Raw genomic sequence first — 18610 nt, forward strand, 5'->3', positions numbered from 1 at the left:
TGAGTCTGTTAAAATAACGTTTCGTTTATAACTGATCGATTTTATGACGCTTGCCAAGCTAATTGATGAACTGAATCCACAACAGAAACAGGTTGCAACAACCACTGTGCAAAACTGCTTAGTCTTAGCAGGAGCAGGTTGTGGTAAAACCAAAACGATTGTGGCAAGAGCAGCGTATTTAATTGATCAGGGACTACCTGCGCAACAGATTCAAATTCTGACATTTACCCGCCGTGCAGCGAGTGAAATCATTACGCGTGTTGAGCAACATATGGGTGAGCAGGCTAAGGGCTTACGTGCATCCACTTTTCATACTTTTTGTATGTATCTGCTACGCCGTAATCCACGCGCTTTTGGTCTTACACAATTTAGTATCATTGATCGTGATGATCAATTGCTGATGTTCCGATTATTACGTGGTAAAGATAAAGGTAATGTGCTGCCTAAAGCAGCAGAGCTATGTGATTTGTATTCGTATGCACGTAACACTAAAACCAAACTCTCGGATGCTTTAGTTGAACAACTGCCACAGGCAGTAGAGTATAAAGTGCAAATTACTGAACTGATGAAAGCTTATGAGCAGCGTAAGCAAGAGCGTAATTTTCTAGATTATGATGATATCTTAGCGATCGTTGCCGTACACCTACTAAATTCACCTGAGTTAGTGAAATGGGTCACTGGTTTCTGTTCAGCACTTTTAGTCGATGAAATGCAGGATACCAATCCGTTGCAATGGGCATTGTTACAGCCTTTAGTCGGGAAGGTTAAATTGTTTTGTGTAGGTGATGATGCACAGTCAATCTATGGGTTTCGTGGTGCTGACTTTGAAAATATTCATCATTTCAAAGAGCGTGTTCCTGATGCCGAAGTGCTTACATTGGAAATGAACTATCGCTCAACTCAAGGTATTTTAGACTTATCCAATTGGTTGCTTGATCAAAGCCAAATTGGTTATGACAAACATTTACAAGCCTATCGAGGCAAAGGCTTAAAACCTCAACTGCATATCTTGAGTAATGAGTTTGAAGAGGCAAATTGGATTATTCAAGATTTAAATCGTCGTCACCTACAAGGGGCAGCTTGGGCTGAACACATGGTGTTATTGCGTTCAGGCTTTAGTGGGCGATATTTGGAAGGTGCGCTGATTGCAGCAAATATTCCCTATCGCTTCATTGGTGGTGTGAAACTACTTGAGTCGGCGCATGTTAAAGATGTTTTGAGTTTATTACGCGTTAGTGTTAATCCACAGGATGATTTGGCTTGGATGCGTTTTCTCACGCTTTGGGATGGGGTAGGGGATGTCGGTGCAAGTAAGTTAGCACAAGAATTGATTCAGCTACCTGATATAGAGGAGCGTTGTCAGCGTTTAGAACGACATGGCAAAGTACCACAACAAGCCATTTTGATCTTGATGCAACTGGATGTGTTACAACAGCATGTCGAAGCTTGTATTGGCTTGGCCTTGGATGCATTGGCTGAGCAATTGGAAAATAATTATAAAACCAAAGATTGGTCTCGTCGTGTTAAAGACTTTGACTTGGTCAAACAATTGGCGCGTAAACATAGTGCTTTAGGTGAATTTTTAGAAGAGTATGTACTTGATCCAATTTCTATTTCGGAAATTGATAAAACACCTGATCAAGACCTTGTCACACTGATTACCATTCATTCAGCCAAAGGTGCGGAGCAGAAAGTTTGCTATGTTCCTCATGTCTCTCCAAATCAGTACCCACATGCCAGAGCGCAAGGTGATTTTGATGACGTAGAGGAGGAGCGGCGCGTCCTTTATGTTGCATTAACTCGCGCTGAAAATGAATTAATTTTGACCAAGCAGAATCTGAATTTATGGTCACAGGATCAATACGATGAGTTAGGGCGAAAAATAGAAAGTTATTTTTTAAATAATTTGCCTCAGCATTTGGTTGATGTTCAGATTCATCGAGATATTCCTCGAGCTTATGGACAAGCCAATCGTTCTCGTTCGATGACAATCAATTTAGGTTTTGGGATAGATTTCGATTAAACTAGCTCAATTCAATCGTTGTTGATTCACTGACGAGTTCGTGAATCCTTTTTAGGTTTTAGTATGAAAATTTTAGTTCGTAATTTAGATCGTAGCGTGACCGAAGCAGAAGTGCTCGACTTATTTAAGACCTATGGGAAAGTTGATTCTTGCGTTGTCGTAAAAGATGCTGATACGGGTAAGTCTAAAGGTTTTGGCTTTGTTGAAATGTCGAATCCGCGTGAGGCGGTTAAGGCTGTAAAAGGTTTAAATACTTTGAAAGTTAAAGGCGCTGGTATCCGTGTAAAAATTGCGGAAGATAAAGCCTAATTTTTTATGTTAAAGCAATATCAAGCTTTATCGATAGTTGCGCCAAATGGTGGGCGAATTGCACAAGGTTTAAAGACGCTTGAAATTCGCTCATGGCAACCTGAGTATCTGCCGCTTAAAAATCTTGTGATTGTAGAAAATCAGAGTTTCTTGCTCGCAGATGGTGAAGAGGAAATCGGTCGAGCTGTTGCTTTGGTGGATATTGAGTCCGTACATCTTTGGACAAAAGATGAAGTGAATGCAGCATGTGCTTCATCTTGGGCAGTGGGATATTTTGCTTGGGTGATCAGCAATGTACGACCATTTTCACAGCCAATCGAAACCATAGCGAAAAGAAAACTTTATCGTCTTGAATTGAAGCTCTAAGTGCTATTTGTTTCATCGTTAATTCGCTTTACAATCAATCATGATTTAAATGAAATGAAAAAAGGGATTTGTTATGTCTCGTGTTGCTCGCTACCATGCCGATCGTACCAATCAAAAACTCTATTTTGCTCGACTCGCATGTCAACAAGCCGAGCAGACTGAGCATATTCAACAGGCTCAAGCATACCGTGAAGCCTCTGTATTTCATTTGCATGGTGCAATCTTAGCGTTCTTGCAGGAGTTAGTTCGTTATTACCGCTTAAATGACTTACAACCGACGTTTAAATCGGTTGAAGAGCATATGGCAGATAAAGGACAGGTTTCGCCTGAAATCGTTGTTTTACAGCAGTTAGCGAAAGATGGATTTGTGGCAGAGTTGAAACGCGCTTATCGTATGTGTCAATATGCACCTGAGCCGACTGCACCTGAACCAGAAAGTGAAACTTCTTCAAATCTCATTATTAAGGTTACTCAGAGTCCACAAGCGTGGTTGCCAGATGCCAAAATTCTACGTGAATGGCATCGTGAATTGAGCCATCTGATTGATGGTTTCCGTAATGAAATGGTCGAGTTCTAAGTTGAACAATTCAACGACTTGAAATTTAAGCAAGCAGTACACATATAAATAAGACGTGAGATCGCAAAGTACAAACGTGCTTTGCCACCATGTTGAAACATGGAGAGAATATATGTCAATGCAACAGTTAAAAGAATTGTTTGGTAATCAAGAAGCCGTTTTGGAGCTTGTTCAACTCGAAGGTGGTGAGCTTGCTTTGCGTAATGCTGACTCTGAAAAAGAGCCATTGGTGAAAATTCAGTTTAGCGATGAAGTTAAAGAAATCTTAGGAGATCAAACTCCATCAGTTGCTCAGCATATGATTCAGGCTGCTTTATTTGGTTTGTTGGAAAAACAAATGAATCAATGGCAAGCAGAAGTGCTGGATGAGCAGCCAGCTCACTTAAGTTAATTGCATAAAAAAAGCGTACATAAGGTACGCTTTTTTATTATTCTGAAACTGTTTAATGTACTGGCGACTGGTGCGCAAGTTCGATCTGATTCAAAATATGATGACTCATATTCTTCGCCATTTCTTCTTTTGCATAGAACACTTCACCAATATTTTCTTCTCTGATGACAGCTGCTTCTTCCTTACTTTCAGCGCAAATCAGTACTTGGATTTCTGGATTTAGCTGTTTAGAAATATCGACAATACGATGAATATCCAAAATATCCATAGGTGAGATCACCAGTAAGCGGGCATGTTGAATATGTGCCTGAATCAAAACATTCGGTTCAGTCGCTTCACCGCTGACCGCAGCAATGCCTTGCGTACGTAATTTTTCAACAATCTCACGGTTTTCCTCAGCAATAACCACTTTGATGTTTTGTTCCATGAGGTTCTCGCTGATTCGTCGGCCAACACCGCCGTAACCAATAATGACCACTTGATCGCGTAGATATTCTTGATCAACTTCATCTGGAAGCATGGCAAGTGGGTCACCACTACGTTCCAGTAGGCGCGCCAAATGAGAGCGTTCGCGAATCCAGCGTTGAACAGGTTCGATTGCTGAGAAAATAAAAGAGTTAAGCGTAATAGAAAATAATGCGCCTGCGAGAATCAGATTTTGCGCTTCAGGTGTGAGTAATCCAAGAGCTAAACCTAGTGTCGCTAAAATGAAAGAGAATTCTCCGATTTGTGCCAAACTTGCACCAACAGTCAAGGCTGTATTGATTGGATAACGGAAGAATAAAACTAACGCCATGGCAGCTAATGTTTTACCAACCATGATGATTGCCACGACAGCTAAGATATGGAGTGGCTCTTCGACCAATATTCTTGGATCAAACAGCATACCGACTGAAACGAAGAATAAGATTGCAAAGATTTCACGTAACGGTAGGGTCTCCTCTTCGGCACGATGGCTAAAGTCAGACTCTTTTACCACCATTCCAGCAAAGAACGCGCCAAGCGCCATAGAAACGCCAAATACAGCGTATGAGCCATAGGCAATCGATACGGCGGCAGCAACGACTGTGAGTGTGAAAAGCTCACGAGAACCTAAACGAGCGACAAATTGCATGATCATTGGCACAAGTCGTTTACCAATAATGAGCATAAAGGCGATAAAGCCTGTTACTTTAAGTAGCGTCAGTCCAATGGTGATCCAGATACTTTGTGAGGTATCTGTGCCAGGGAGGGCATGACCACCGAGCAATACTGCGGTGGCAGGAAGTAAAACTAGCGCCAAGACCATGACAAGATCTTCAACCAGTAGCCAACCGACAGCAATTTTGCCGTTCACGGAGTCAAGTAAACCGCGATCGCCGAGCGCTTTAAGTAATACGACGGTACTGGCACATGACAGACTTAAACCAAAGATTAAGGCTGAACCAAAACTCCATCCCCAGAACATCGAAACGGCCATACCCAGTAGTGTCGCAACAGCAATTTGTAGAATCGCACCCGGTAAAGCAATACGGCGAACTTGGAGTAGGTCGCTCAGGGAGAAATGCATACCTACGCCAAACATCAAAAACATCACACCCAGTTCAGCAAGCTGATTGGCAAGTTGAATATCACCGACCACCCCCGGTGTGTTTGGGCTAATAATAATGCCCGCAATTAAATAGCCGATTAAAGGAGGTAAACGTAGACGTGCTGCGATATAGCCAAAAATGAGGGCCATACCAAAACCAACAGCAAGTAATATAATTAAATTAACATCATGTGGCATTGAAGCTCCTTAATCGTTGCGGTTAAGGTCAAAGTAAATAAGCATAAAAAATGCCAAAGTGGATAGATTAAAATTTTAACAACTAAAATCGGATTTGTTGATGATATTTTTTTTAATCATCAAAAAAAATTATGTAAATCTTTTATAGTGGGTTTGAGTTTTCTATCGGGCAAAAAAAACGACCTCAAAAGAAGTCGTTTTTTTAAAGAACTAAAATTATTTAATTTTAGCTTCTTTGAAAATTACGTGTTGACGGATTTTTGGATCAAATTTTTTGATTTCCATTTTTTCCGGCATAGTACGTTTGTTCTTAGTAGTGGTATAGAAGTAACCAGTACCAGCTGTAGAAACGAGGCGAATCTTATCACGCATTGTTCAGACTCCTTAGATCTTTTGACCTTGAGCACGGAGATCAGCAACAACTTTCTCGATACCCAATTTATCAATAATACGCATACCTTTAGTGGTTAAACGAAGACGTACAAAACGCTTTTCGCTTTCTAACCAAAAACGGTGGTGGTGCAGGTTCGGCTCGAACCGGCGTTTGGTTTTGTTGTTTGCGTGCGATACGTTGTTACCAACGATAGGACGCTTGCCGGTAACTTGGCAAACCTTAGACATGGTGAACTCCATTGCTAGTTCATATAGCACTGATTCGTGCAACTAGCCATTCAAGTAAACGGATGAAATCATTCAAGGGGCGTTTTATACCAAAAATACGATTAAAAGACAAGCGAATTTGGTAAAAACAGGGCATGATCTAGTGTGATAGATCATGCCTTGATCAGCTTAGCGGAATAGTGTTTTTAAAAGCACTTTATGCATCGCTTTATTATACGGCGGAAGGATGAATTTTAAACTGTAAAGTTTAGGACTTACAGGATTTGACATCATTGAGCGTTCGTGTGAGAAGCTAAAGAAACCTTCTTTGCCGTGATATTTACCCATTCCAGATGCACCGATACCGCCAAATGGAAGATCATCTTGCGCAACGTGGGTCAATGTTTGGTTAATCCCGAAGTGACCTGAATGAGTGCGGCTTGCAACATATTCTGCACGTGCGCTGTCGATATCAAAATAATAGAATGCTAATGGACGAGGACGACTATTGATGAATTGAATTGCATCTTCGATATGTTCGTATTCTAAAATTGGCAGAATAGGACCGAAGATTTCATTCTTCATGATTTCCATGTCAGTCGTTACATCTGTTAATAAGGTTGGGGCAATCTTACGAACGTCAGTCAATGACTCTTTTTTGTTATTTAGCTCAACAATATTTGCACCTTGAGCTTGAGCGTCCTCTAAATAACCTTGTAAGCGATTGTACTGCTTGTCATTAACAATAGAAGTGTAGTCTTTATTATCACGTAGCGTTGGGTACATCGTATTCACAAAGTCATTATAGTGCTTAGTGAACTCAGCAGTTTTACCTTTAGGTAGGAACATATAGTCAGGTGCAACGCATGTTTGACCTGCATTCCAGAGTTTACCTACAGCGATACGTTGTGCAACATCACGAATGTTCATTGCAGAATGAACGAGAGCAGGTGATTTTCCACCTAGTTCTAAAATGACAGGAACAAGGTTTTGAGCAGCAGCGGCCATCACTGTTTTACCAACAGAGGTAGAGCCTGTGAAAATCATTTTATCGAAAGCAAGATGGCTAAATGCGTCTGAAATTGCACCACCACCATTTACAACGGCAACGAGTTCTTGAGGAAATGCTTCAGAAAGTGCATTTTCAAGTACATAACCAAAGTTCGATGATGCACTTGAGATTTTAATCATGGCATGGTTACCTGCAGCCAATGCACAAATCAATGGGCCAACAGAAAGCAACAATGGATAATTCCAAGGTGCAATCACACCAATAACACCAAGTGGTTGATATTCTACCCAGCCTTTTGCTGGTTGGTGTAACATGCTGATATGGCGTTTAGATGGTTTCATCCATTCGGTTAAGTTCTTGCTATAGTATTTGATATGCTCTAAACAAGTAAGAACTTCACCAATTTTGGTTTCCATCACTGCACGATTGCCATAATCTTGACTAATTGCGTTAGCAAATTGATCTTGATACTTTACCAAGATATTTTTAAGTCGAGCTAAGCGTTCAATACGTTCTTTTGCGCTCGGTACAGGATGGCGTTGGTAAGCCGCTTTTTGCTGCTCAAGCAAATCATGTAGCCGTTTCACATCAACATGAGGTGTCATAGCGGTTGTTTTTGTTTGACTGTTCATAGGAGTGGACCAAAAGAAAGCTTATTATTTTTTAATTTTTAGAGTAAATACTCTAAAGTGTCAAGTCGCTTTATAGGTTTGTTTTATAACCTATTGATAATGTTATAGATGGTTAATTCAATGTCACAAGCTAAGCCAAACAAAACAAAAGATAGAATTTTGCAGATCAGTTTGCAGTTGTTTAATGAGCGAGGTGAACGCTCAGTCACGACAAATCATATTGCTGCTGAGTTAGGTATTAGCCCTGGCAATTTGTATTATCACTTTCGTAACAAGCAAGAAATTATTAAAGAGTTGGCGCAGCAGTATCAGGCGGAAACACTGGAAATGCTGGCATTACCTACTGATCGCCCATTGAATGCCAACGATAAAATTAGTTATTTCCAAGTATTGAGTAATCAATTATGGGCTTATCGTTTTATTCATCGTGATGTTTATCATCTAGTTGAAAATAATGAAGACTTTAGAAAAATTTACCCACGTTTTGCTGGGCAAGTGATGCAACAAGGTCAACGGATTTATCGTGCTTTCGTTGATGCGGGTTTGATGAAAATGACAGATTCTGAAATCGAAGCATTGATCATCAACTTGTGGATCGTCTTAACCAACTGGACTAACTTTTTGTATATGTCAGGTCATATTAGCGATAATAATCGCTTAGAGGAAAAGTGGGTTTGGCAGGCGTTGCGTCAAATGGTGTTCTTAGAGGGTCCATATTTGATGGGTGAAAGCCGTCAAACTTATGAGCAATTATTGAAGTCGCTTGGCCCATCAGAGTTATTTGCAAGCTTATCTAATCTTAAAAATGACGACGAGTAGTCCTTAGCTATTTAGTCTGAGGCAAAAAAGGGCTAGAATGCTCGGCTTGATTTTAATTTGATTTGAATAAGTGATATTAACCACATGAACACGACTACTGCCAATACAGCACGATTACTGATTACTTGTGAAGACAAGCCGGGGATCGTGCAAGCTGTATCGAGCTTTTTGTATCATCAGGGAGCAAACATTACCGCACTTGATCAATACGCGACAGAAGCTCAAGGCGGACGTTACTTCATGCGTGTTGAATTTGAACTTGATCATTTGCAGTCTCGTAAAGAAGCGTTGATGCAAACATTTGCCGCAAATGTTGCTGAACGTTATGAAATGCAGTGGAAATTGACTTTCGTCAATGAACTGAAAAAAGTCGGTATTTTGGTTTCTAAAGTCGATCATGCACTTTTAGAGCTGTTATGGCGTCACGCGCGTGGTTCATTGCCATGTGAGATTACACAGGTTGTTTCTAATCATCCTGATTTACGTGAAGCGGTTGAGAATTTTGGTATTCCGTTCCATGTTGTACCTGTGAATAAAGACAACAAAGTCGAAGCTTATGCACAAATCAATGACATGATGCAAGGTAATGATTTGTTGATCCTTGCGCGTTATATGCAAATTCTAAGTGAAGATTTTGTTTCGCAATGGGAAATGAAGATTATTAATATTCACCATTCATTCTTGCCTGCTTTTGTTGGTGCAAATCCTTATAAGCAAGCTTATGAAAAAGGTGTGAAGCTGATTGGTGCAACTGCACATTATGTCACTGCTGATCTAGATCAAGGCCCAATTATTGAGCAGGACGTTGAGCGCGTAAGCCATGATTATAACGTCGAGCAATTACGTGAGCTTGGTGAAGATGTTGAGCGTAATGTGTTAGCACGCGCTGTGAAATGGCATTTAGAAGACCGTATTATTGTTGATGGCAATAAAACAGTAGTTTTCTAACGAGTAAATACTCGATAAAAAAGCATGCTAAATCAGCATGCTTTTTTTATGCTATTATTGTTATGTTATAACATTTGTTTGTGCTGAGTGTGGTTTGAGCAATAAATTTAGTCACCATCACAAAAAATAGTTGCAAATGAAAACACTTCTCATTTATTATTACGGCACTTTCATTGTTCTATCCGATGAGTGAAATCGTTTTTTACTTTATAGGAACGTCACCATCTATATAGGTACTTAGATTCTTATGAGTCAATCTCCTGCGACATTCAACACACCACACTCGATGAAAAAGAAAATCATCACTGCCCTTGTTGCGGTTGTGATTGGACATGTAGGAGTTTTGTGGGCTGTTAGCCACATGAAGCCGATTGAGCTAAAACCAATCGAGAAAGAGCCGTTAAAGGTTAAATTCGTCAAGATTAAAGAACCACCTAAAGAAGCACCTCCAAAACCAAAGGAACAGCCTAAACCTGAGCCTAAAAAGGAAGTGAAAGAAGTTAAGGTGGTTGAGAAGCCATTGCCGCCACCTAAGAAAGTTGAAAAGGTGCAGCAAGTTAAAACTGAAATACCAAAGCAAGTGGTTCAAAAGACTGAGCCAAAGATTGAAACTAAGGTAACGACGACAGTTGTAACTGAAAAAGTTGTTGAAAAACCTCAGCCTGAACCAGTGGTTCAAAAGCCACAACCTGCTGCAGATCCATCACCTAAACGTGTTTCTATTGGTGGTTCTGGTATTCAATGGAGTCGTTCTCCAAAGTTATCGTTTACGCCAAAAGATTTAGAAAATCAAACACGCTTAATCACTGTTTATATTGAGGCAGATGAAAAGGGTCGGGTAACTATTGCACGTATTACGCGTAGTAGTGGTTTACCTACTTTAGATGAAAAAGCTTTACGTGCCGTAAAAGGTGCAAAATTTAAACCTTATAAGGAAGATGGTATTGCTTATCCGATTCGTACAGAGCAACCATTTGAGTTTAATCCTTGAATTTGAGTCCTTGAGACAGATTAGATCAGGAGTTCGTATATGAACTTTTCAGTTTATTGGCAACACGCAGATGCAGTAAGTAAAACGCTGTATTTCATCCTTCTAGCAATGTCGATTGCGACATGGACAATTTTTGTTCTGCGCTTATTAGGAACTCGCCAATTAAAACAACAGGCTTATGCTCAACTTGCTCAAGCTTTGGCTGGATTAAAAGCTAAGTTGCAGCCGTTGACTTTTGAGCAGCGTAAAGCAGTTGCTGAACAAGCACTTCTTCGTCAAATCTCTGCTGAAAAATCTCAAGCAGAAAAAGGTGTTTCGGTTCTTGGAACAATTGCCTCGCTTGCACCATTTGTCGGGTTGTTTGGTACAGTTTGGGGTATTTTCCATGCCCTTGTCGCTGTAGGTACGAGTGGTCAGGCAGGTTTAGCTCAAGTTGCAACACCTGTTGGTGAAGCATTGATCATGACGGGTTTAGGTTTGTCGGTTGCGATTCCAGCAGTATTGGCTTACAACATTTGTGTACGTTTCAATCGTGGTTTAGCGCATGACTTGCAAGACCAAGCACATAGCTTGTTAATTGATACTATGTTGCAGCAAGAAACAACGGCAAAGACAGAAACTAAAGCAACTCAACAAAGTTTAGTTGGAGGTCAAGCTTAAAATGGGCTTTCAATTGGGTGAAGACCACGACAGTGGCATGAATGAGATGAATCTCATTCCTCTGATCGACATTATGTTGGTATTGATGATTATCTTTTTAGTCACAGCAACGGTTGCTAACCCATCAATTCCATTAAGTTTGCCAAAAACCACTGCTGAAATTGTTGATCCACCACCAAAAGCGATTACGATTAGTATTAATCAAAATGGTGAGGTTGCTTGGGATGCGAAGATTATTAGCTTAGAAGAGCTAGAAAAGCGTTTTCAAGAAGCGGGTCAAGCAGAGAATAAGCCGACTGTGCAATTACGTGCAGATAAAGAATCAAAATATGATACGGTTGCACAAGTGATGTCTCGCGCCAGTGAAGCTGGTTTAAGTGATATTGCTTTTGTTAGTGAAAACTAACATTAAGAAATACAAAGGAAAAGCAACTCGATGCGAGTTGCTTTTTTTATGCTTAATCTGCTTTGAGTAGATCAAGGTATTTAGAGCGCAATTTTGAAAGCTTTGGTGGAATGCTGAAGTTACAGTAACCTTGTGAAGGATTCCGCGCATAAAAGTTTTGGTGATATTCTTCAGCAGGGTAGAAGGTTGGTACAGGGCTAAGTTCCGTTACGATATTGAGCCCTTCATCTTCTAAGCTGTGAATGATTTGCTCAGCTTGTTGCTTTTGTTCTTCATTGAAGTAATAAACAACTGATCGATATTGGGTACCAATATCATTGCCTTGGCGGTTTAGTGTTGTTGGATCATGTGTTGTAAAAAATACATTCAACAGTTGAGTGTAACTAATCTGCTGCTCATCAAAATCAATTAAGACAACCTCAGCATGTTGAGTGGTACCTTGGCAAACTTGTTCATAGGTCGGGTTTTGATTAATGCCACCAGCATAACCGCTTACGACTTTTTCAACGCCTTTAAGTTGTAGAAATACAGCCTCTACACACCAAAAACAACCACCACCAAATAATGCTTGTTGCATAAAACTCCCCAATTTTTAATTTTAAGAATACCAATAAAGTAAACGAAGTCCTCAAAAAGTAAAAGCCCGTGTTTGAAACGAGCTTTTACTTTTATGAAGAAATTAAGGCAAAGGCTGAATGACGGTCACAAAAGTGACTAAAACACGACCTGAAGCATCAAGGAATTTCAGTTCATGACCTTTAAGCTCATAATTTGTCGTACTTGCTAAAGCATTTGCATACTGGCGAGAAAGCGTACTGTTATCATTACCGATACATGCCATCATGGTTGATGCAATTGGCCCTAGACGTAAGATAGAGCCTTGACTTTCAAAGCTACCACGGATTTGGTTACAACCATCTGCACCAAAGAAACGTTTTTCTTTTGCATCAAATTGAATAGCAGGCCGTTTACTTGAAAGATCATTACTTTTTACTTCAACGCCATTAATCTGTGTTGCAATCCAAGTACGATTGTACAGATCAATACTTTCTTTTTGAGACGCTTGTGGTGAGGTCTGAAGGGAATCGGTTGTCGCACAACCTGTCATGACAACTGCAACCGCTAAAGTACAAGATGTTAATAATGTTTTTAACATAAGATTTAAAATCCAAATTGTTGTGTTTCTATGATTATTATTTAAATAAAAAAGCATGAACACGAGTAGAGCTTTCAGTATCCTTTTGTAAAATTTAAGATGATTTTAATAAAATTAGTTGAAAAATCACTCAGTTTTTGGCAATCCAACACGAATCGTTTTTGAAAAATATTCACTACTTTGATTGGACTGCTGATCATATTTTTCTGCACGGGGATTGATATGCGCTAAGCGATACCATTCTTTCATACTCACACTTTGATTAAGTGCCTGAAGGTCGTATAGATAATTAGGTAAATAACCCGAAGCAAGGAGGCGATAGTCTTTTGGTAGACGTTGAGGATTAATGGCTTGTACCATGTCGAAAACAAGCGTTGTACAGTTACTGGTTAGGGTGTTGTACCATTTCGCTTCTGCTCGTAACTCATCGGCTTGGTGTAAATACTCAATAAATAATGCTTTGCGTTCTGTTGCAGGCATTTTTATTGGAAATAAATAGACTTGTTCATGGCGAATATTGCTACGTGTATAGACGATATCTTTTTCGTCCGATGCAACTAAGCTAAGTTCATACTTTCGAAAAAAGCCACCGATTGCCGAAAACGCTTCACCTTTTTCTTTACGTATCTCAATAGAAAACACTAATGGTTTTTGATCCGAAAAATCAAAACTGACCAACGTGTGTGCAATTTGTGGTCCCATCCAGTAGGAGGTAATTACATTCACACCTGTGATTTTATTTAAATCAACAGTACGATCTTCCCAGCGGATGTCATAGCTGCCATCGGCATGCCAGTTAAAATTGCGGACATTGTGAAGTGTTACTGTATCGCCATGCTTTTCATAACTGAGTTGTTCTGCAACTTCTGGATCCCAGTCTCGATCTTGTCTTGCATCTAAAGAAAAATACCAAATCAATGCAAGAGCAAAAGCACAGCAATAAATAATGATATCAGTACGCCGGCTAATCAGGTGTCCACTGACGTAAACACCAATCAGGCTGAGTGCAAATAAGCTCCAAAGAATAATCGTAATACGGCTGAGAAGAGCGCCAAGAGGTTGTTGAATCCACAGAGCAAGACATAGCCAAAAGCTTGAAAGGACCACGAACAAGGTAAATAGACTATGTAAAAGCCCGATACCTAAAGCAATAAAAAACTCTCGTGATCCAATGTTATGCATGGTGTTACGCGATCCATTTTTATTTTTGGTAGGTCGCAAACTCAAAGCTTATATTCGATTTTTCATCAATCTGCTGTTCTGAGTTTACTTTCTTGAAATCCTCAGAGATTTGCGGGTAATGCGCATCGCCTTGTACATCTAGGTCAACATGCGTTAATTCAAGTCGATCTGCAATCGCAAGGGTTTGTGTGAAAATCTCTCCACCACCAATAATAAATAATGACGCTTTCTCTGCGTGTTGTGCGTCTGTAAGTGCACCATTCATTGCATCTTCGATTGTATGTGCAACTTTAACACCATCAAACTGCCATTCGGTGTCACGAGTAATCACCCAATTTACACGATTCGGCAGAGCACGTCCCATTGATTCGAGAGTTTTACGACCCATGATTACTACGCCACCTTGGGTAATGGCTTTGAAGTGTTTTAAGTCAGCAGAGATATGCCACGGCAATGCATTTCCCTTGCCGATACAGCGATTTTTATCCATTGCAACTACGTGAACAACTTCAGTGCCTTGCCATGTCATATGTTTTCTCTCTAATCTACTTAAACTGCAACAGGTGCTTTGATCGCTGGGTGTGATTCATATCCTACGATTTCAATATCTTCAAATTTAAAGTCGAAAATATCAGTGATCTCAGGATTTAATTTTAATTGACACAACGGTAGCGGCTCACGGCTAAGTTGTAATTGTGCCTGTTCAAAATGGTTGGCATATAAATGTGTATCGCCACCTGTCCAGACAAAGTCACCAACACCCAAACCACATACTTGCGCAATCATATGCGTAAGTAGGGCATAACTCGCAATATTAAATGGAACACCTAGGAATACATCAGCACTGCGTTGATACAATTGGCATGAGAGTTTATTGTCTTGTACGAAGAATTGGAACAACGTATGGCAAGGCGGTAATGCCACTTTACCTGCTTCATTTGGGTTCCAACCAGAAACGATTAGACGACGTGAATTGGGATTGGTCTTGATTTCATTGACAAGCCATTTGATTTGATCGAAGCCATTTTGTTGATAGCTGCCGTCTTCATTTTGTGTCGCGCCAAAATTACGCCATTGATGGCCATACACAGGTCCAAGTTCGCCTTCAGGGCGACCAAAGCGAGCAGTTTGTTCTGCTGTAGACCATTCATCCCAAATCGTCACTTTATTGTCTTTTAAGTATTGAACATTGGTATCACCTTTAAGAAACCAAAGTAGTTCAATGACGATTGAGCGGAAATGTACTTTTTTTGTGGTGAGTAGTGGGAAGCCGTTAGATAAATCAAAACGCATTTGATGACCAAATACTGAACGTGTTCCTGTACCAGTACGGTCGCCTTTGTTGCCGCCGTTGTCTAGGATATGTTGTAAAAGGTCTAAGTAAGTGCGCATCGTGATTCCTAATCGCAAATTTTTATCGGGCTAATCTTATCAGAATTTATGTGATAAATAATGTGGCAATTGAGCGACACTAACTGTCGTAGCACAGACTTTGTTCTCTATTTTAGTTTAGCTAGTTGTTTTATATTAAGTTCTATAAATAAGTACATGGACAACCAACAAAATGAATCTTCAACCTGAGAATTTACCGGCTACTTTACGTCCATATCTAGAAAAAATTACAGCCACAATTTTGCCAACGGTATCCCTACAGCTCAGTCCAAACGATGCTTTGACTGTATGGCAAAGTAAGATTGGGGGAAAACCGTATTTACCTTTGGATACTACTTATCCTATCGACTCGAATGGCAATCCACTGGCGTTATTGGCACAGTTTAATTTTGCTGAAATTCCGAACTTACCTAATTTCCCAAGTCAGGGCATTTTACAGTTTTATATTGCGACTGATGATTTGTATGGGATGAACTTTGATGATCAGCAACAGCAGTCTGGTTTTAAGGTTTTATATTTTGATCAGGTGATTGAAGATGTGAAACAATTAAAGCAAGATTTTTCTGATATCAAGTTGAGCGAAGCTGATTATTTGCCTTTTGCAGGACAATACTCGATTGAATTCCAGCGTACTGAGCAATTAATTAGTCTTGAGGATTTTGCTTTTGGAAAGAAAGTCTTGGGTGTTGATGAGCTTTACGATTTTGAAGAGCAATTTGAAGGTGGCGATTTCGAAGATGATTTTATTGAACCCTATAATGAGTTTGTTTCCGCAACTGGCCATCGTTTAGGGGGGTATCCTTATTTTACCCAAACAGATCCACGTCACTATAATGAAAAGGTGCAAGATTATATTTTACTTTTCCAATTGGATACGGATGATGCTGAAAACGAGATTATGTGGGGCGATTCGGGGGTAGGGAATTTCTTTATTCACCCAGAGGATCTAAAGAAGCGAGATTTTTCCAAAGTTTTATATAATTGGGATTGTTGTTAATTTTCAATAAAAAAGCGGATGAAATGATCATCCGCTTTTTGAGACTAAACTCAGATTTTTATTCAGTCACAAATGTTACTTTGCCATCAGTTAAAGATTTAACGCGTGCTAAAGATTCAACGCGGTAACCTTTTTCAAGTAATACATCGCGACCTGGTTGGAACGATTTTTCAATCACAATACCAACACCAACCACTTCAGCTTGAGCTTGATGAATCAAGTCAATTAAGCCTAAAGCAGCTTGACCATTTGCTAAGAAGTCATCAATCACAAGTGCTTTGTCGCTTGAGTTGATATGCTTGTTAGAAATTGCAATCGTACTTTCAGTTTGTTTAGTAAACGAGAACACTTTAGAACGGTAAAGATCATCTTTCAGTGTCAATGACTGATATTTACGAGCAAAAATTACAGGAACACCAAGCTCTAAACCAGCCATAATTGCTGGAGCGATGCCTGAAGCTTCGATTGTAATAATTTTAGTGATCCCTGCATCCTTAAAGCGAGCAGCAAATTCTTTGCCGATCTGTTGCATTAATACAGGGTCAATTTGGTGGTTTAGGAAAGCATCAACTTTTAAAACCTGATCTGATAGAACGATACCTTCATTTAAGATTTTCTGTTCTAAAGCGTACACGGGAGAATCCTCTAATCGGATGCTTGTTTAAGCAAAGGCATATTTTAAAAAGCATCCGAAAAATTGCAAGCCAAAATTGACCAGATGCTTAGTTTGTTTTGCCTGAATAGCCAGTCAATAATAAACCATATGAAGATTTACCATCATTATGTGTCACTTTGACGGGTAAATAATCAAGTTTTGGCGCTAACCAGAAAATTGTATTACGCTCAGGTTTGTCGTGTAAAAGAACAACTTTAATGGTGTTAAATGTCCCATAACTAGTTTTAACGTTCTCAGTGCCTTGTTTGACGAAACGACGCTCGTCTACTGCTTTCGCATCCGCAATAAAATAGCGGGTTTGCAGCGTATTTCCATTTTTCAAATCTTCACGAACTTGTAGCTCTGCATTAAGCTCATCCAAAACACCAGCTTGCCAAGCAAATGAACGTTTCTGATCATCTTTTTGCGTACTAATTGTTTTATTGCTTGGATTGAAGTTGATATTCATCGTGTTGTTGTGAATTAAGATTTTGCTACTACGTGTAAATTTCTGCGACGTAATTTTGTTATTGGCAAAATTAAATTGGCTGGTTTCTGTTGCCGAGGCAATACCACCTGCTTTTGCAGCAAACTTGTATGTCCAATTATTTCCTTGCTGAGAAAGCGTACGTGTCGCTGAACCTAGGTTTTTATTGTTATAGCTAAATTGGTAGCTCGCTTGGAACGGCGCCATTGCAAATGCATGACTAGATAAACTTGCACATAAAATTACAGCAGAAGTCGCTGTAGTAATACCTAGAGCTTTTGATAAATTCTTTGTCATAACACTATATCCTTTGAACGACCATTCAAATAAATCATTCATTTATCATTACGATTATTAGTTATTATGCCTGTAGATTATGAAGAAAAGATCAGGTTTTTTACTAAGCGCTTGTTAATTTTTCGTATAAATCATGAAGATGATGAGCTGAGTGGCATCAATTGGAAACTTAAAAGCCACTCAAAACTTGGAAAATTATTTTTTGGGGTCTTTTTGCTGAATTGGGGTGACAACGGTGTCATCTAATTCATCATCGTCATACTCATGATTTGAGGGGGACAAAATAGCCGCAAGGTTGACATTCCCCCAAACGATTAATTCAGCAGGGCGTACTCGGGCACGATTAACATGAACTTTGCTTAAAGTCTCAATAATGCTTGGTTTCTTGCTAAACCAGCGATTGAGATCAAGATAGAGCAATTCATCTTTTACTGTGACAACTTCAAAATGTTCTAGAATTTTGCCTAAAGGATCTTCATCTTTAAACTTTTGAAAATACCAAATCGCAATATAAAAGCCCCATTTTTGAAAAATGTTTTTGAATTCAGCTTCGATGACTTGGGTGTTGCTGATTTGTTCAAAGACCATCAATTGCACATCTTTGTTCATTTCCATCTGAAGAAGTTTTAAATCAACAGATAAAGTGGTGTGTAAACCTTTTACATCAATTGTAGCGTAAAGGCGTAGCCAGCCATCATAAAGGTCTGCATGTAGATCTTTGATGATCTCAACTTTCTCAACGACATAGCGTTCCATCGTTGCGTTCACAAAAACTTGTGAAAGCGAAAATTCTCTTTCTTCTTCGATGAATTCTTCTGCTTTTAGGTAAACTTTTCGTAGACGTTTAACAACAGATGAAATTAGCGTTTGCATAAAAGTTGTTCCAGAAAGTGAAGTGTTTTAGATAACGGCGTCACGATCTTTGTATTCACTAAAAAATAA

The 18610-nt window shown here is 39.5% G+C and carries 23 protein-coding genes; 11 read left to right on the forward strand and 12 right to left on the reverse strand.

From position 1 onward, the window contains the following. Window positions 1-43 precede the first annotated feature (43 nt). The 5 genes from ACF8D3_RS04915 to ACF8D3_RS04935 all read left to right on the forward strand — a co-directional run bounded on the left by ACF8D3_RS04915 (window position 44) and on the right by ACF8D3_RS04935 (window position 3666). A complete protein-coding gene (locus ACF8D3_RS04915; protein WP_392470485.1) occupies window positions 44-2023 on the forward strand; it encodes an ATP-dependent helicase in 1980 nt (659 codons plus the stop codon). Between the two features lie 63 nt (window positions 2024-2086). Then, window positions 2087-2332, forward strand: a complete 246-nt coding sequence (locus ACF8D3_RS04920; protein ID WP_004876705.1) for an RNA-binding protein — start codon at window positions 2087-2089, stop codon at window positions 2330-2332. A gap of 6 nt (window positions 2333-2338) precedes the next feature. Beyond that, entirely contained in the window at window positions 2339-2698 is a 360-nt protein-coding gene (locus ACF8D3_RS04925) for an ASCH domain-containing protein (RefSeq protein ID WP_007478956.1), read from the forward strand. 73 nt (window positions 2699-2771) lie between these two features. After that, a complete protein-coding gene (locus tag ACF8D3_RS04930) occupies window positions 2772-3275 on the forward strand; it encodes a DUF6586 family protein (RefSeq protein WP_392470488.1) in 504 nt (167 codons plus the stop codon). A 112-nt stretch (window positions 3276-3387) separates the two neighbouring features. Then, window positions 3388-3666, forward strand: coding sequence for a hypothetical protein (locus ACF8D3_RS04935; protein ID WP_004876712.1), 279 nt, complete (start codon window positions 3388-3390; stop codon window positions 3664-3666). Between the two features lie 52 nt (window positions 3667-3718). On the opposite strand, the gene ACF8D3_RS04940 is transcribed toward ACF8D3_RS04935, so the two are convergent. The 4 genes from ACF8D3_RS04940 to ACF8D3_RS04955 all read right to left on the reverse strand — a co-directional run bounded on the left by ACF8D3_RS04940 (window position 3719) and on the right by ACF8D3_RS04955 (window position 7678). Continuing rightward, window positions 3719-5434, reverse strand: coding sequence for a cation:proton antiporter (locus ACF8D3_RS04940; protein WP_019385728.1), 1716 nt, complete (start codon window positions 5432-5434; stop codon window positions 3719-3721). Window positions 5435-5650: 216 nt separating this feature from the next. Then, on the reverse strand, window positions 5651-5806 hold the full coding sequence (gene rpmG / locus ACF8D3_RS04945; protein WP_003654787.1) for a 50S ribosomal protein L33: 156 nt from the start codon (window positions 5804-5806) through the stop codon (window positions 5651-5653). Between the two features lie 12 nt (window positions 5807-5818). After that, the gene (gene rpmB, locus ACF8D3_RS04950; protein WP_004649871.1) at window positions 5819-6055 is read right to left on the reverse strand and encodes a 50S ribosomal protein L28; all 237 of its coding nucleotides are present in this window, start codon (window positions 6053-6055) and stop codon (window positions 5819-5821) included. A 168-nt stretch (window positions 6056-6223) separates the two neighbouring features. Continuing rightward, window positions 6224-7678, reverse strand: coding sequence for a coniferyl aldehyde dehydrogenase (locus ACF8D3_RS04955; RefSeq protein WP_004876716.1), 1455 nt, complete (start codon window positions 7676-7678; stop codon window positions 6224-6226). Between the two features lie 120 nt (window positions 7679-7798). Between ACF8D3_RS04955 and ACF8D3_RS04960 the strand changes: the two genes are divergently transcribed. From ACF8D3_RS04960 to ACF8D3_RS04980, 5 genes are all read left to right on the forward strand, one after another. Next, window positions 7799-8497, forward strand: a complete 699-nt coding sequence (locus ACF8D3_RS04960) for a TetR/AcrR family transcriptional regulator (RefSeq protein WP_004876718.1) — start codon at window positions 7799-7801, stop codon at window positions 8495-8497. Window positions 8498-8581: 84 nt separating this feature from the next. Further along, window positions 8582-9445, forward strand: a complete 864-nt coding sequence (gene purU / locus ACF8D3_RS04965) for a formyltetrahydrofolate deformylase (protein ID WP_004876720.1) — start codon at window positions 8582-8584, stop codon at window positions 9443-9445. Between the two features lie 247 nt (window positions 9446-9692). Beyond that, a complete protein-coding gene (locus ACF8D3_RS04970) occupies window positions 9693-10436 on the forward strand; it encodes an energy transducer TonB (protein WP_061518574.1) in 744 nt (247 codons plus the stop codon). 39 nt (window positions 10437-10475) lie between these two features. Next, on the forward strand, window positions 10476-11096 hold the full coding sequence (locus ACF8D3_RS04975; RefSeq protein WP_004876724.1) for a MotA/TolQ/ExbB proton channel family protein: 621 nt from the start codon (window positions 10476-10478) through the stop codon (window positions 11094-11096). 1 nt (window position 11097) lies between these two features. Then, window positions 11098-11502 carry a biopolymer transporter ExbD gene (locus ACF8D3_RS04980; protein ID WP_004876726.1) on the forward strand — a complete coding sequence of 135 codons (405 nt, stop codon included), beginning with the start codon at window positions 11098-11100 and terminating at the stop codon, window positions 11500-11502. A 52-nt stretch (window positions 11503-11554) separates the two neighbouring features. On the opposite strand, the gene msrA is transcribed toward ACF8D3_RS04980, so the two are convergent. From msrA to thyA, 5 genes are all read right to left on the reverse strand, one after another. Then, a complete protein-coding gene (gene msrA / locus ACF8D3_RS04985; RefSeq protein WP_004876728.1) occupies window positions 11555-12079 on the reverse strand; it encodes a peptide-methionine (S)-S-oxide reductase MsrA in 525 nt (174 codons plus the stop codon). 102 nt (window positions 12080-12181) lie between these two features. Next, window positions 12182-12658 carry an META domain-containing protein gene (locus ACF8D3_RS04990; protein ID WP_392470493.1) on the reverse strand — a complete coding sequence of 159 codons (477 nt, stop codon included), beginning with the start codon at window positions 12656-12658 and terminating at the stop codon, window positions 12182-12184. A 126-nt stretch (window positions 12659-12784) separates the two neighbouring features. Beyond that, window positions 12785-13840 carry a DUF4105 domain-containing protein gene (locus ACF8D3_RS04995; protein ID WP_392470495.1) on the reverse strand — a complete coding sequence of 352 codons (1056 nt, stop codon included), beginning with the start codon at window positions 13838-13840 and terminating at the stop codon, window positions 12785-12787. Between the two features lie 19 nt (window positions 13841-13859). Beyond that, complete coding sequence (locus ACF8D3_RS05000; protein WP_392470497.1) at window positions 13860-14369, reverse strand: dihydrofolate reductase; 510 nt, start codon at window positions 14367-14369, stop codon at window positions 13860-13862. Window positions 14370-14389: 20 nt separating this feature from the next. After that, window positions 14390-15232 (reverse strand): thymidylate synthase, encoded by an 843-nt coding sequence (gene thyA, locus ACF8D3_RS05005; protein ID WP_312100153.1) that lies wholly within the window; start codon window positions 15230-15232, stop codon window positions 14390-14392. A gap of 172 nt (window positions 15233-15404) precedes the next feature. On the opposite strand from thyA, the gene ACF8D3_RS05010 reads away from it, so the two are divergent. Then, complete coding sequence (locus tag ACF8D3_RS05010; protein WP_392470499.1) at window positions 15405-16229, forward strand: YwqG family protein; 825 nt, start codon at window positions 15405-15407, stop codon at window positions 16227-16229. A gap of 58 nt (window positions 16230-16287) precedes the next feature. Here the strand turns inward: ACF8D3_RS05010 and ACF8D3_RS05015 are convergent, their stop codons facing one another. The 3 genes from ACF8D3_RS05015 to ACF8D3_RS05025 form a co-directional block, all read right to left on the reverse strand. Further along, on the reverse strand, window positions 16288-16863 hold the full coding sequence (locus tag ACF8D3_RS05015) for a xanthine phosphoribosyltransferase (protein WP_004876738.1): 576 nt from the start codon (window positions 16861-16863) through the stop codon (window positions 16288-16290). An 88-nt stretch (window positions 16864-16951) separates the two neighbouring features. Continuing rightward, a complete protein-coding gene (locus tag ACF8D3_RS05020) occupies window positions 16952-17668 on the reverse strand; it encodes a DUF3108 domain-containing protein (protein ID WP_392470501.1) in 717 nt (238 codons plus the stop codon). Between the two features lie 195 nt (window positions 17669-17863). Next, window positions 17864-18541, reverse strand: a complete 678-nt coding sequence (locus ACF8D3_RS05025; protein ID WP_004876741.1) for a hypothetical protein — start codon at window positions 18539-18541, stop codon at window positions 17864-17866. Window positions 18542-18610 lie beyond the last annotated feature (69 nt).

Origin of the sequence: Acinetobacter sp. YQ_14 (assembly GCF_043102985.1) — a bacterium.
Taxonomy (GTDB): domain Bacteria; phylum Pseudomonadota; class Gammaproteobacteria; order Pseudomonadales; family Moraxellaceae; genus Acinetobacter; species Acinetobacter venetianus.

What these genes read in the sequence shown, in the direction of transcription:
- ACF8D3_RS05020 (WP_392470501.1), bottom strand. Translation starts at nt 17,668, where the DNA reads ATGACAAAGAATTTATCAAAAGCTCTAGGTATTACTACAGCGACTTCT.
- ACF8D3_RS05000 (WP_392470497.1), bottom strand. Translation starts at nt 14,369, where the DNA reads ATGACATGGCAAGGCACTGAAGTTGTTCACGTAGTTGCAATGGATAAA.
- ACF8D3_RS04995 (WP_392470495.1), bottom strand. Translation starts at nt 13,840, where the DNA reads ATGCATAACATTGGATCACGAGAGTTTTTTATTGCTTTAGGTATCGGG.
- ACF8D3_RS04975 (WP_004876724.1), top strand. Translation starts at nt 10,476, where the DNA reads ATGAACTTTTCAGTTTATTGGCAACACGCAGATGCAGTAAGTAAAACG.
- ACF8D3_RS04955 (WP_004876716.1), bottom strand. Translation starts at nt 7,678, where the DNA reads ATGAACAGTCAAACAAAAACAACCGCTATGACACCTCATGTTGATGTG.
- ACF8D3_RS04925 (WP_007478956.1), top strand. Translation starts at nt 2,339, where the DNA reads ATGTTAAAGCAATATCAAGCTTTATCGATAGTTGCGCCAAATGGTGGG.
- ACF8D3_RS04980 (WP_004876726.1), top strand. Translation starts at nt 11,098, where the DNA reads ATGGGCTTTCAATTGGGTGAAGACCACGACAGTGGCATGAATGAGATG.
- ACF8D3_RS04970 (WP_061518574.1), top strand. Translation starts at nt 9,693, where the DNA reads ATGAGTCAATCTCCTGCGACATTCAACACACCACACTCGATGAAAAAG.
- msrA (WP_004876728.1), bottom strand. Translation starts at nt 12,079, where the DNA reads ATGCAACAAGCATTATTTGGTGGTGGTTGTTTTTGGTGTGTAGAGGCT.
- ACF8D3_RS05025 (WP_004876741.1), bottom strand. Translation starts at nt 18,541, where the DNA reads ATGCAAACGCTAATTTCATCTGTTGTTAAACGTCTACGAAAAGTTTAC.
- ACF8D3_RS04935 (WP_004876712.1), top strand. Translation starts at nt 3,388, where the DNA reads ATGTCAATGCAACAGTTAAAAGAATTGTTTGGTAATCAAGAAGCCGTT.
- ACF8D3_RS04920 (WP_004876705.1), top strand. Translation starts at nt 2,087, where the DNA reads ATGAAAATTTTAGTTCGTAATTTAGATCGTAGCGTGACCGAAGCAGAA.
- thyA (WP_312100153.1), bottom strand. Translation starts at nt 15,232, where the DNA reads ATGCGCACTTACTTAGACCTTTTACAACATATCCTAGACAACGGCGGC.
- rpmG (WP_003654787.1), bottom strand. Translation starts at nt 5,806, where the DNA reads ATGCGTGATAAGATTCGCCTCGTTTCTACAGCTGGTACTGGTTACTTC.
- ACF8D3_RS04930 (WP_392470488.1), top strand. Translation starts at nt 2,772, where the DNA reads ATGTCTCGTGTTGCTCGCTACCATGCCGATCGTACCAATCAAAAACTC.
- rpmB (WP_004649871.1), bottom strand. Translation starts at nt 6,055, where the DNA reads ATGTCTAAGGTTTGCCAAGTTACCGGCAAGCGTCCTATCGTTGGTAAC.
- ACF8D3_RS04960 (WP_004876718.1), top strand. Translation starts at nt 7,799, where the DNA reads ATGTCACAAGCTAAGCCAAACAAAACAAAAGATAGAATTTTGCAGATC.
- ACF8D3_RS04990 (WP_392470493.1), bottom strand. Translation starts at nt 12,658, where the DNA reads ATGTTAAAAACATTATTAACATCTTGTACTTTAGCGGTTGCAGTTGTC.
- purU (WP_004876720.1), top strand. Translation starts at nt 8,582, where the DNA reads ATGAACACGACTACTGCCAATACAGCACGATTACTGATTACTTGTGAA.
- ACF8D3_RS04915 (WP_392470485.1), top strand. Translation starts at nt 44, where the DNA reads ATGACGCTTGCCAAGCTAATTGATGAACTGAATCCACAACAGAAACAG.
- ACF8D3_RS04940 (WP_019385728.1), bottom strand. Translation starts at nt 5,434, where the DNA reads ATGCCACATGATGTTAATTTAATTATATTACTTGCTGTTGGTTTTGGT.
- ACF8D3_RS05010 (WP_392470499.1), top strand. Translation starts at nt 15,405, where the DNA reads ATGAATCTTCAACCTGAGAATTTACCGGCTACTTTACGTCCATATCTA.